Raw genomic sequence first — 13,789 nt, 5'->3', positions numbered from 1 at the left:
CATCGGCCACACCGCATCACCTTCATCGCCGGTAGGCTGGCACACAGATTTCATGTCGCTCACCCGTTTGGTGCTCACTGCAAACCCCCCACTATGTTCGCCAGCGAACAGACGAACAGCGCCTAGTCCCACACTCTAGGCTGAACAGCCAGGTCTAAAAGTCCCAACTCGCTGGCACGATGCGTCGGAGCATCTTTCAGAATGCGCGCGATATCAGTCATGCGCTGAAGGCACAGGACCTTATGAATAGCATATGGACACGCATAAGAGAGGTGATCACTCGCTCGCCCGGCTTTTGGCGAGTCGGGCCATTTTCGCCCCCGCGATTCGCCTACGAACCCATCTTGCGCTCAGAGCTTTACAGTGCCGACCAGATGGCCACTCACGGTATTGCCCTAGCACGGCAGCACCGGCTTACCGCATTGTCCGCACGTGACTCGATGCTGGGCAGGCTCGATGACAACGAGCAACTTTTAAAGCGCAGTTGCACGGCGCTGACCAAGGCGCAGATGTCCAGCAGACGGGTGACGCCGGCAGCCGAATGGTTGCTCGACAACTTTTATCTGATCGAGGATCACATCCGCACCGCCAAGACCCACCTGCCCAAAGGCTACAGCCGTGAATTGCCACGCCTGATCAACGGACCGTCCGCAGGACTGCCACGGGTATATGACATTGCGCTGGAGACCATCTCCCATGGCGACGGGCGAGTCGATGAGCAAAGCCTGAGCCGCTTCATTTTTTCCTATCAGACCGTGATGCCGCTGGCGCTGGGGGAACTGTGGGCGATCCCGATCATGTTGCGTCTGGCACTTATCGAAAACCTACGGCGAGTGGCCTCGCGGGTCATGGCCAACGCGGATGATCGCAATCTGGCCAATGACTGGGCCGAGCGTCTGATCGAAACTTCGGAGCGTGACATCAAGAATGTGGTGTTGACCGTGGCCGACATGGCCCGCTCCACGCCGCCGATGACCCCGGCCTTTGTTGCGGAATTCACTCGCCGCCTACAGGGGCAGAGCGCGGCCCTGGCCCTGCCGCTGAACTGGGTCGAACAATTGCTTGGTGAGAGTGGTTCGAGCATCGAGCGCCAAGTGCAGCTCGATGCGCAACAACAGACCGCCGATCAGGTGTCCATCAGCAACAGTATTGGCAGCTTGCGCCTGTTGTCCGCCACGGACTGGCGCGAGTTCGTCGAGTCGATGAGCCATGTCGACCAGTTGCTTCGGGAAGACCCGGCGGGCATTTATCCAGCGATGGACTTCAGCACTCGCGACAGCTACCGGCATGTCATTGAACGCCTTGCCCGGAGCAGCCCGCAACTCTCGGAAGTCCTGGTCGCCCGCACCGCAATCAATCTCGCCAGCAGCGCAACGGCGACTATCTCGTGCCCAGTGCTGGCCCGTCATGTCGGGTATTACCTGATCAGTGCCGGCCTGCCGATGCTGGAGCGCCGACTCGAGGTCCGGGTTCCATTCCATGCACGTTGGAAACGTTTACTGCAACAATCGCCGCTGATTTTTTATCTGTCACCGGTGGCGTTTCTCACGTTCATCTTCGCCTGGCCGCTGCTGGCCTCCGCACATCGCGACGGCATGGCGGCTGCGGCGCTGCTCGTGCTGGCGATCCCTTGCCTGATCATGACCAGTCGCTTGGCAATCGGCCTGATCAACTGGTTGGTGACCTTCAGCCTGGTACCGGCGGTGTTGCCGAAAATGGATTACGCCAGCGGTATTCCCGATAACGCGAAAAGCCTGGTGGTGATCCCGACGCTGATCGCCAGCCTGGCCGATGTTGACGAACTGGTGGAAGGCCTGGAAGTCCGCTTTCTGGCCAACCGCGACAGCAACCTGTATTTCGCCCTGCTCAGTGATTTCCTCGATGCCGCGCAAGCGTCCCAGCCCGAGGACGCCGATCTGCTGACCCAGGCTTGCCGTGCAATCAGCCTGCTCAACCAAAAGTATGCGGACGGCCTGGGCGACCGCTTCTTCCTGCTGCACCGGCCGCGTCGCTGGAACCCAAGCGAAAAGGTGTGGATGGGCCATGAGCGAAAACGCGGCAAGCTGATCGAGCTCAACGCCCTGTTGCGCGGCCAGGGGCTAGACCGTTTCGATACCATCGTCGGCGACATCGCGCCGTTGCGCGAGGTGCGTTATGTGATCACCCTGGACACCGACACCCTGCTGCCGCGCGACGTCGCCCGCCAATGCGTGGCGACCATGATGCACCCGCTCAATCGCCCGCTGTTCGACAGCACGGGCGAACAGATCATTTGCGGTTATGCGGTGCTGCAGCCACGGGTGGGCATTAGCCTGACCAGTGCCACGCGCTCGGTCTACGCGCGGCTGTTCGGGAGTGATGCCGGGGTCGATCCCTACACCCGGGCGGTGTCGGACGTGTACCAGGATCTGTTCCAGCAAGGCTCGTTCATCGGCAAGGGCATCTACGACGTGGATGCGTTCACCTGCGCGCTGGAGGGCTGCTTGCCGGATAACCAGATCCTCAGCCACGACCTTATCGAAGGCTGTTATGCGCGATCCGGACTGCTCAGCGATGTGCAGCTCTACGAGCAATACCCCTCGCGCTTCGGTGCCGATGTGAAACGCCGACATCGATGGATACGCGGCGACTGGCAATTGCTGCCGTGGATCTTGCCCTGGGTGCGCAACGCCGATGGCCGTTGGTGGCGCAATCGGCTGAGCGTCATGGCGCGATGGAAGATCCTCGACAACCTGCGCCGCAGCCTCGAACCGCTGGCGCTGTTGCTGATGCTTGCATGGGGGTGGTTTGCCAGTAGTGCGCCCCTCGGGTGGACGCTCACCGTCATTAGCTTGATGGTGATTCAACCGTTGTTGCGCACCCTGACCGACCTACTGCAGCCCCTCGCCGATGTGCCCTATGGGCAGTACGTGCGAGTGCTGCTCGGCGATCTCGGGCAGGACCTGGCCCGGGCTTGCCTGACGCTGGCCTGGCTGCCCTTCGAGATGTATTACAGCGCCGATGCCATCTTGCGCTCGCTCTGGCGAATCGGCTTCAGCCGCCGCCGGCTGCTGCAATGGCAGCCCTCGCGCGAGGTCGAGCGCAACACGCAAAACTGTCTGTCCGGCCTCTATCGCCAGATGTGGATCGAGCCGGTATCGGCCCTGGTCTCGCTGGCCTTGCTGGTGAACCACCCGCAGACACTGGCCATTGCCACGCCCCTGCTGCTGTCGTGGCTCGCCGGTCCGTGGATCGCTTGGCGACTCAGTGCAGCCCCTAAACAGTCGGTGTTCGAACCCTCGGCCGAGCAATTGCGCTTCCTGCGGTTGCTGACGCGCAAGACCTGGGCGTTCTTCGATCAATACGTCGGACCCGAGGATCACTGGTTGCCACCGGACAACGTGCAGGAGCAACCCCGGCCAGCCATTGCCCATCGCACCTCGCCCACCAATATGGGCATGTCCTTGCTCGCCCACCTGGCCGCACATGACTTCGCCTACTTGAGCACCGAACGGCTGCTGACACGGCTGGCCGCGTCGTTGGACAGCATGGACGGCCTGGAGCGTTATCGGCAGCACTTCTACAACTGGTACGACACGCAGACCCGGGAGCCGCTACACCCGCATTACGTGTCCACCGTAGACAGCGGCAACCTGGCCGGGCTGCTGCTGACCCTGAGTGCCGGCCTGACGCAACTGGCGGACGCGCCGATGTTCGGTCCTGCACTGATCAAGGGCCTGCGCGACACCCTGGAAGTCCTTGCACAGGCCCGACGTGCTGCGGGCGCAGATGACCGGGCGCTCGACGAACTGCGAACTATGCTTGAGCAGGCCCCACCAGCGATGTCCCCCGAGGCGCTGGCAGAACTGTTTCACGCCGCTGGCAAGCAGCTTGCGGACAGCCCCGTGGGACTTGATGATGAAAGCCTCTACTGGCGCGACCTGTTCAACCGTCAATGCCGCGACTGGTCAGACGAACTGCAGCGCTATCGACTCCCCGCGCCCTTGCTCAGCCAGCCATCGACCGCATGCAGCTTGCGTCAACTGGCCGGCCTGAACCTCGCCGACTGGGCCGCGCAGCATCAACCTCAGGTCGAACGCGTGCGCCGTGCTGCCAGCAACAGCCTGCAAACCCTGGAGCGTCTGACCCGGTTATCCAGATCACTGGCGCAGATGGATTTCTCGTTGTTGTTCGACCCGCAGCGAGACCTGTTCGTCATCGGTTACAACGCCGAAGACCGGAGGCTCGACAGCGGCTACTACGATCTGCTGGCCTCCGAGGTGCGACTGACCAATTACCTGGCCATCGCCCAGGGACAAATCCCCCAACGCGCCTGGTTTACACTGGGAAGGCTGCTGGGCGAAAACGCTGGGGTACCGACCTTGCTGTCCTGGTCGGGCTCGATGTTTGAATACCTGATGCCCATGCTGGTGATGCCCAACTATGACGGCAGCCTGCTGGACAAGACGTGCCGCGCCGCCGTGGCGGTGCAGATTGAACACGGCAACCTGCTGGACATTCCCTGGGGTGTTTCGGAATCGGGCTATTACGCCCTCGACGCCCATTTCAACTATCAATATCGCGCCTTCGGTGTCCAGGCCCTTGGGCTGCAACGCGGACTGAGCAATGATGTAGTGATCGCGCCCTACGCCAGCGCCCTGGCGTTGCTGGTCGATGCCGAGGCGGCCTGTGAAAACCTGCAGCGGCTTGCCCAGCAAGGCTCTACCGGGCGCTTCGGTTTGTATGAGGCGGTGGACTACACCGAGGCCCGCTTGCCGCGCGGCCAGACCCACGCGGTGGTCCGCTCGTTCATGGCGCACCACCAGGGCATGAGCCTGCTGGCCTTGACCAGCCACTTGCTCAATCAACCCATGCAGCGCCGGTTCGAGGCCGACCCAGCGCTGCAATCGGCCTTGCTGTTGTTGCAGGAACGGGTGCCCAAATCCACCGCGCCGTACCTGCAGACTGCACAGCCGCCAGCACTCGGCGATGGAGGCCTGGGCCACGATGCCGGGCTTCGGGTATTCGCTGACCCAGGCCACAAACGGCCGGCCGTGCAATTGCTGTCCAACGGTCGCTACCACGTCATGCTCACCAGCGGCGGCGGTGGTTACAGCCGCCGCCATGACATGGCCGTGACCCGCTGGCAGGAGGACATTTCCCAAGACAACTGGGGCACGTTCTGCTACCTGCGCGATGTCCAGACCAATACGGTCTGGTCGGCTGCGCATCAGCCCACGCTGCAACAGCCCGACAGCCATGAGGCGATCTTCAGCGATTCGCGGGCCGAGTTCCGCGCGCGCAACCTGGATTTTGACACCCACATGGAGATTGTGGTCTCGCCCGAAGACGACGTCGAACTGCGCCGCCTGCGTATCACCAACCTCGCGTCATCGGCCAAGACGCTGGAAATCACCACCTATGCCGAAGTGGTGCTGACGTCCCCGGCGAGCGATGCCATGCACCCGGCGTTCAGCAAACTGTTCGTGCAAACCGAACTGCTGCCGGCGCTCCAGGCCATTGTCTGCAGCCGCCGTCCCCGGGCCAGCGATGAACCGACGCCGTGGATGTGCCATTTGCTGGCGGCGCACGGCGTCGACATCGATGCGATCTCGTACGAAACCGATCGCGCCCGCTTCATCGGCCGGGGCCGCAGCCTCGTGGCACCGGCCGCCCTCGATGCCGGGTGCCTGACATTGTCAGGCAGTGCCGGTCCGGTGCTCGACCCGGTGGTCGCGATACGCTGCAGGATTACCCTGCAACCGGGCCAACAGGCCACCATCGATCTGGCCAGCGGTGTCGCCGATACCCGTGATGACTGCCTCAACCTGATCAACAAATATCGCGACCGGCACCTGGCCGACCGAGTTTTCGACCTGTCCTGGACCCACAGCCAGGTGCTGCTGCGCCAGCTCAATATCTCACTGTCCGACGCCCGTCTGTTCGAACAGATGGCCTCGTCGCTGCTGTATGCGAACGCCTCGTTGCGCGCCGACAACGCCGTACTAATGGCCAACCGGCGCAATCAGTCGGGGCTCTGGGGGCAGGCCATCTCCGGCGACCTGCCGGTGGTTCTGCTGCAAATCCAAAGCCTGGACAACATCGCTCTGGTGCGGCAGTTGATTCAGGCCCACGCCTACTGGCGGCAAAAAGGTCTGGTGGTCGACCTGTTGATCTGGAACGAAGACCAGGCCGGTTATCGCCAACAACTGCAGGATGCAATCATGGGCCTGATTACCTCGGGCAGCGAGGCCACGCTGCTGGATCGTCCGGGCGGTATTTTCGTTCGCGCGGTACAACAGCTGTCCAACGAAGATCGCGTGCTGGTGCTCTCGGTGGCCAGGCTCGTACTGAACGAAGGGTCGGGCAGCCTCGCCGAACAGATTCATCGGCGCGGGGTATCGCCGGTGCAGGCGCCATTCGTTGCAACAAGGCCCTATCAGGCCGGGGCCGGAGCGGTTCGACCGAAACCTTCGGCACTGCTGCTGGGCAACGCGTATGGAGGCTTCAGCGCCGATGGCAATGAGTACATCATCAGCGGGCTGGCGACCCAACCGACGCCCGCGCCGTGGGTCAATGTGATCGCCAACGGGCAATTCGGCACGGTGGTCTCGGAAACCAGCAGTGCCTATACCTGGGCCGAAAACGCCCATGAGTTTCGCCTGACGCCCTGGCACAACGACCCGGTCACCGATCGCGGCGGCGAAGCGATTTATCTGCGTGATGAAGAGACCGGGCACTTTTGGTCTCCCGCCCCGCACCCCTGCCCTGGAAAAGGCCCCTACCAGACCCGCCACGGCTTCGGTTACAGCGTATTCGAACATGAGGAAGACGGCATTTACAGCGAGCTATGGATTTATGTGGCGCAGGATGCACCGATCAAATTCTCCCGACTATTGCTGAGCAACCGCTCGGGGCGCAGTCGCTCACTGTCGGTCACCGGCTATGTGGAATGGGTGCTAGGCGATCTGCGCAGCAAATCGGCGATGCATGTAGTCACCCAGTCCGACCCGGCCACCGGCGCCCTTTTCGCCCGTAATGCCTACTCGCTGGAGTTTTCCGAGCGGGTGGCGTTCTTCGACACCGATACCGTCGATCACGGTGTCAGCGCGGATCGAACCGAGTTCATAGGCCGCAGTGGCACCCTGGCCTCGCCGGCAGCGATGCAGCACGCCGGATTGTCCGGACGGATGGGTGGCGGCCTGGACCCTTGTGCCGCCCTGCAAGTGTCGGTCGAGCTCGCCGATGGCCAGAGCAAGGAGGTCATCCTGCGTCTGGGGGCAGCCGCCTCGAGCAACGACGCTACCCGGCTGGTACAACGATATCGCGGTAGCATCGCCGCGGCCGAGCAGTTGCAACAGGTTCGGGAACACTGGCGCTCACTGCTCGGGGTCATTCGTATCGAAACCGGCGTGCCGGCGGTAGATGTCATGGTCAACGGCTGGTTGATGTATCAGGTCATCGCCTGCCGATTCCAGGCCCGCAGCGGCTATTACCAATCGGGTGGCGCCATCGGTTTTCGCGATCAGTTGCAGGACAGCATGGCCCTGATCCATGCCGATCCTGCGGCCGTACGCAGGCATCTGCTCCTGTGTGCCGGCCATCAGTATGTGGAGGGTGATGTGCAGCACTGGTGGCATCCGCCGATGAATCGGGGGGTTCGTACGGCCTGTTCGGATGACTTTCTGTGGCTGGTGGCTGCCACCAACCGCTATGTCGAAATGACCGGGGACGTGGCGGTGCTGGAAGAACCGATCGGGTATCTGGAAGGACGCCTATTGGCGGCTGGCGAAGAGTCTTACTATGACCTGCCGGTGGTCTCGTCACTACAAGAGCCCCTATATCAACACTGCGTGCGTGCCATCGAACATAGCCTGCGCCGCGGTCGCCACGATTTACCGCTGATGGGCTCCGGCGACTGGAACGACGGCATGAATCGTGTCGGCCATCTGGGTGAAGGTGAAAGTGTCTGGCTGGGCTTCTTCAGCTATCAGGTGTTGGTGCAGTTTGCCGTGACAGCGCGCTGGCACGGTGATCACGCCTTCGCCAAACGCTGCAGCGACATTGCAGCGACACTGCAACGCAACCTCGAACAAAATGCGTGGGACGGCGGCTGGTATCGCCGTGCCTGGTTCGATGATGGGCAACCGCTCGGCTCGGCAAGCAATCAAGAATGTCGCATTGATTCTATCGCCCAAAGCTGGTCGGTGCTTTCCGGGGCCGGGTCTACCCGGCGTCAGACCAAGGCCATGCAGGCGCTGGATGAACATTTGATCAGGCGAGACATCCGCGCCGTACTGCTGCTTGACCCGCCCTTTGACAAGGGGGTGCTTGACCCCGGCTACATCAAGGGCTATGTGCCCGGCGTGCGCGAGAATGGCGGGCAATACACCCATGCTGCCGTCTGGGCCGGCATGGCATTCGCGCAATTGGGCGATGCCGACAAAGCGTGGGAGCTGCTCAAACTGATCAACCCTGCCGACCCTGGCAACCTTGCTCGCATCGACACCTACAAGGTCGAGCCGTATGTCATGGCCGCCGACGTCTATGGCGCCCCGCCCCATGCTGGGCGAGGCGGCTGGACCTGGTACACCGGTTCGGCCGGCTGGATGTATCGGCTGATTGTCGAGTCATTGCTCGGCGTACAACGCAACGGTCGAACGCTGAGTATCGATCCGCTGATCCCCGTCGACTGGCCGGGTTTCAAGCTGCACTACCGCTACGGTAAAACGCTTTACCACTTCGATGTGCATCAAGGCAGTTCGCCCCTCACCTTGATGACTCTCGACGGAGAGCCGTTGAGTGGTATGGCCCTGACTCTAAATGACGACGGCCTGCAGCGTTGGATTCGAGTAGATTGCCGCGCCCGATTTCCCATGCCTCAGACGCCAGGATTCGCAGAGACCGTCGATGAGTAGATATTGATAAGCCGTCTTAACGCGCATGGGAGTAACCTGAGACGCTCCCCCCCTCCTGCGCAACGGTGCTCCACCCATGTCTGTCATTCCCCAGCCAACCGACAATCACCTGCTTGCGACCTTGCCAGCTGAGGACCTCCAGCGCCTTGTTCCGTATCTCGAACAGGTCAGCCTGGGGCTGGGGGATGTATTGTATGAACCGGGGGATACGCTACGGCACGTTTACTTCCCTACGGATGCGATCATCTCGCTGCTACATGTCACGGAAAACGGCTCATCCGCGGAAATCGCTGTAGTCGGCAACGAAGGTTTGATCGGCATCGCTTTGTTCATGGGAGGCGAAAGTACCTCCAGCCGAGCAGTGGTGCAGAGTGCCGGCGTTGCGTTTCGTCTGCCCGGGCAAAAGCTCAAGAAAGAGTTCAACCGTCACGGTGATTTGCTCATTCTAATGCTGCGCTACACCCAGGCACTGATCACGCAAATGTCACAGACTGCCCTGTGCAATCGCCATCATTCGATCGATCAGCAGTTATGTCGATGGCTGCTGTTGTCGCTGGACCGACTGCACGGCAACCGTCTAAATATGACCCAGGAGCTGATTGCAAACATGCTCGGCGTACGTCGCGAAGGCGTCACCGAGGCAGCAGGAAAACTGCAGCGCCTAGGTGTCATCGAATACAGCCGAGGACAGATAACGGTACTGGATAGGCCTTGCCTCGAACGGCTCAGCTGTGAGTGCTACTTGGTAGTCAAGACCGAGACAGACCGATTGTTGCGTTACACCTGCAGCCACACTAAATGAACCCCAAATAAATCATTAAGAACTTTAGGAAGTCCCAGATTACAGGTTCGGTCTACCGAGCTCCTACACAGGGAATGTGCTACTCATTCACAGGCGGACATCGCAATGCCGACGATCTACTTTCCACTGCAGATCTGGAACAAGTATTGGCGGTTTGAGGGGCCGTTGGTGAGCTGCCGATACTGTGGACTTGTCCAGCATTTCGCCGACGCCACAGCGTTCAGTCATGAGCGCAACTGTAAATTCATACGAATTTATGCCCAATTTCCTTTTAGAGAATTGAGCTCAATTATCGAAAGGAAAATTCACGATAAGACATTTTAGAACCGGCTGATGCTTAACATAGGGAGATACGCTTTGACCGTTTGATGCAGAGTCAATAGCGACCAGGGTTTGCGCAGGAAGGTTGCGTTGGCAGGCAGCAAACCCTCTGGAATCAAGGCATTGCCCGAGGTGAGGATAACTGGGAGGTTAGGCCAGCGTGACCAAATGACTCGCGCCAGCTCCAATCCATCTATGCTGCCCGGCATGCAGATATCTGTAACCACGAGAACGATCGGTGGAGGGTTTTCGAGCTTGGGCAGAGCCTCATCGGCAGACGCGCATTCAATCACGAGGACCCCCAGAAGCGAAATCGCATCTGCCATCAAGGAGCGTAAGGTTTCATCATCATCGATGACCAGTACGGTGGTAGGCATTATGCTATCCATTAAGTTATTTAAGTTTAGGGCTCCGAAAGTTATAACCGTTTAGGTCAACTGACGAACGGTCACTGGCAGAGGAATTATGTCCTTCATTCAACTAAACTGACTCAAGGGTAAAACTTCCGTCGATGGGCACTTTCGTAACGTACAACGTTTTAATGGGGACGCCATGAGGCTTTCAGATTTCATCGACGAAAATATGGAGCCTATTTTGCAAGCTTGGGAAGCGTTCGCCAGGTCGGTGAACACTCCGATGCCAACCATGGATTCCCGAGGTCTGAGAAACCATTCTGAATATATTTTGCAGGCTGTTGCTCGCGATTTGCGCACCTCTCAAACCGAGCAGCAACAGATCGACAAATCCCAGGGGCTCGGGCCTAGCACGCAAGACGAATCGGCGGCTGTAACCCACGCATTAACGCGCCTGATGGCGGGCTTCACAATGGATCAGATGGTTGCCGAGTATCGTGCGCTTAGGTCAAGCGTGCTCAGACTGTGGCTTGCCCAAGGATACGCCGGGGAAGATCATCAAATGGAAGATGTGATCCGATTCAACGAAGCGATAGACCAAGCGCTTATCGAATCGATTGCGTCCTACGGGCAAGCGGTGGAGGCGACCCGAAAAATGGTACTGGGCGTATTGGGCCACGATCTTCGCACGCCATTGAGCGCTGTAACGCTGGGTGCCGATTTGCTGAAACAAACGGAAGAATTAGGCCCCCGTGGAAAAAAAATAATTTCTCAGATTTCCGCCAGTGTTTTAAGCGCGAACCAGATGGTTGCCGACCTTCTAGACTTGGCCCGTTGTAACCTGGGTACAGGAATACCGGTGAGGCGAGAAGTTGTTGATCTAACGGCTGTTTGTACATCAGTCGTGAATGAACTCACTGCGGCCCACCCGAAATCGAAGATCATTACCAGCGTTGAGGGAAAAGTAACCGGCCAGTACGACCCGCCACGCATGGCACAGGTGTTCTCAAACCTTATTGGCAACGCCGTGCGGCACGGAGATCCAAAGCGTCCTATCAATGTCATGCTGACCAGAAATGGCACCGGTGCTTGCTTTCACGTGCAAAATCACGGAGAGCCAATTCCAGCCAACTTCTTGCCTACGCTCTTTAATCCGGAGGGACGCTATTCCAGATATTCAGAGGGTAAACCAGGCGCATCCTCTGGTCTTGGCCTCGGTTTATTCATAGCTGCTCAAATTGTAGAAGGGCATGGCGGTTCTATAGAGGTCGAGTCCAAACTGGAGCAGGGTACGATTTTTCGTGTAAATCTGCCGGATCGTGGATGGCCAGAGTCGTGAGTCTTTATAAGGCGCCTCCTCATATCCGCCGTCATTGATAGTGGCCAGCTCATGATGACCCGTTCGCCACTGACTCCAGCGGCCCCCTGACGCTGATGGATGGCTGTTTAATGGATATGTGCACCGTCCCCCCCACCCCACAGTGTGAAGCAACCAACGCCCTACAGAAATTTCTCACCTGATTAATCCCTTGGTAGAGCAAAATCTCTGAGCTGGTCTATCGTCGATAAGGTTGTCGATTTGTCCGCTCCCATGTGGTGCATCTCTCGATGCGTGGTGCCGGACTGCACAACAATCTGTCGCAATGAGCGATCCACCGGCAAGGGAGCAAGTCGAATGACTCGCATAGGCAAGTGGTTACCCAGGGTCGCCTTCGCGGCGTCCTCCGTACTGGCGCTGTCGGCCACAGCCGCCGACAAACCGAACATCCTGGTGATTTTCGGCGATGACATCGGCCAGACCAATATCAGCGCTTATTCCATGGGCGTGGTTGGCTACAAGACACCGAACATCGACCGTATCGCCAAAGAGGGCATGATATTCACCGACTATTACGCGGAGAACAGTTGCACCGCGGGACGCTCGAGCTTCATTACTGGCCAGACCCCATTGCGTACGGGCCTGTCGAAAGTCGGCATGCCCGGCGTACCGGTTGGCCTGCAGGCCCGCGACGTGACCATCGCCCAGGCACTCAAGGCCAAGGGTTATGCCACCGGTCAGTTCGGCAAGAACCACCTGGGGGACAAGGACGAATACCTGCCGACCAATCACGGCTTCGACGAGTTCTTCGGCAACCTCTATCACCTCAACGCCGAAGAAGAGCCCGAACGTCCGTACTGGCCGAAGGATGATGCCGAGTTCGTCAAGGCCGCCTCGCCACGCGGGGTGATCCACAGCTTCGCCGACGGCAAGATCGAAGACACCGGCGCACTGAACAAAAAACGCATGGAGACCATCGACGACGAAACCACCGCTGCCGCCCAGGCGTTCATCGAGAAGCAGGCCAAGGCTGACAAGCCATTCTTCGTCTGGATGAACACCACCCGCATGCACGCCTTCACCCACGTGCGCGAGTCGATGAAGGGGCAAAGCGGCATGATCGGCAATGAATACGCCGATGGCATGCTCGAACACGATGGTGATGTCGGCAAGTTGTTGAAGACCCTCGACGACCTCAAGCTGACCGACAACACCATCGTCGTCTACACCACCGACAACGGTCCGAACCAGTGGTCCTGGCCGGACGCGGCGACCACACCGTTCCGCAACGAGAAAAACTCCAACTGGGAAGGCGCTTACCGGGTACCGGCGATGATCCGCTGGCCGGGCAAGGTCAAACCGGGTGAAGTGTCCACGCAAATGTTCTCCGGACTGGACTGGTTCCCGACCCTGTTGGCCGCCGTTGGCGATACCGACATCAAGGACCGCCTGCTCAAGGGTGCCGACATCGGCGGGAAGAACTTCAAGGTGCATCTGGACGGCTACAACCAGCTGGACTATCTGACCGGCAAGACCGACAAGAGCGCGCGCACCGAGTTCTACTATTTCAGCGACGATGGCGATCTGGTGAGCATGCGCTTTAACGACTGGAAACTGGTGTTCTGTGAGCAACGTGCGCCAGGTGGCCTCAAGGTCTGGAGCGAACCTTTCACCTGCCTGCGCGTACCCAAAATGTTCAACCTGCGCATGGACCCGTACGAGCGTGCCGACGTGGTATCCGACCAATACTATGACTGGCTGACCAAGAACGACTACCTGATATTCGATGGTGTCCGCCGGTCCGCCGCGTTCCTGCAGACCTTTGTCGACTACCCGCCTAGCCAGCGTCCGGCGAGCTTCAGCATCGACCAGATCCGTGCGGATGTAGACAAGAAAATTGCGGAGAAAATGAAGCAGCAGTAACAGCTGCAAAAAAACCTGTGAGACTGAAACCTGTGTGATGAACCTGTGGGAGCGAGCCTGCTCGCGAAGAACGATGACTCGGGCATCCTGAATGTACGCGGCGCCCTAACGTTCTTTCGCGAGCAGGCTCGCTCCCACAAAATCAACAGCAACAGCAATCGCATCAAAGCCAAGC

The 13,789-nt window shown here is 59.4% G+C and carries 5 protein-coding genes; 4 read left to right on the top strand and 1 reads right to left on the bottom strand.

Annotated elements, in window-relative coordinates; genetic code table 11:
* Nucleotides 1-242: 242 nt before the first annotated feature.
* On the top strand, nucleotides 243-8,897 hold the full coding sequence (locus KW062_RS14455; protein ID WP_105755207.1) for a GH36-type glycosyl hydrolase domain-containing protein: 8,655 nt from the start codon (nucleotides 243-245) through the stop codon (nucleotides 8,895-8,897).
* Between the two features lie 76 nt (nucleotides 8,898-8,973).
* Nucleotides 8,974-9,699: a Crp/Fnr family transcriptional regulator gene (locus KW062_RS14450; RefSeq protein ID WP_105755206.1), complete on the top strand. Its 726-nt coding sequence runs from the start codon at nucleotides 8,974-8,976 to the stop codon at nucleotides 9,697-9,699.
* Nucleotides 9,700-10,019: 320 nt separating this feature from the next.
* Here KW062_RS14450 and KW062_RS14445 read toward each other — a convergent pair whose 3' ends face one another.
* The gene (locus tag KW062_RS14445) at nucleotides 10,020-10,397 is read right to left on the bottom strand and encodes a response regulator (protein WP_105755204.1); all 378 of its coding nucleotides are present in this window, start codon (nucleotides 10,395-10,397) and stop codon (nucleotides 10,020-10,022) included.
* 175 nt (nucleotides 10,398-10,572) lie between these two features.
* Between KW062_RS14445 and KW062_RS14440 the strand changes: the two genes are divergently transcribed.
* Both KW062_RS14440 and KW062_RS14435 read left to right on the top strand, forming a co-directional pair.
* The gene (locus KW062_RS14440; protein WP_105755203.1) at nucleotides 10,573-11,712 is read left to right on the top strand and encodes a sensor histidine kinase; all 1,140 of its coding nucleotides are present in this window, start codon (nucleotides 10,573-10,575) and stop codon (nucleotides 11,710-11,712) included.
* A gap of 336 nt (nucleotides 11,713-12,048) precedes the next feature.
* Nucleotides 12,049-13,614 carry an arylsulfatase gene (locus KW062_RS14435; RefSeq protein WP_105755202.1) on the top strand — a complete coding sequence of 522 codons (1,566 nt, stop codon included), beginning with the start codon at nucleotides 12,049-12,051 and terminating at the stop codon, nucleotides 13,612-13,614.
* Nucleotides 13,615-13,789: the final 175 nt, after the last annotated feature.

It is taken from the genome of Pseudomonas fluorescens, assembly GCF_019212185.1.
Classification (GTDB): Bacteria; Pseudomonadota; Gammaproteobacteria; order Pseudomonadales; family Pseudomonadaceae; genus Aquipseudomonas.
This window is presented reverse-complemented; position numbering and strand designations above follow the sequence as displayed.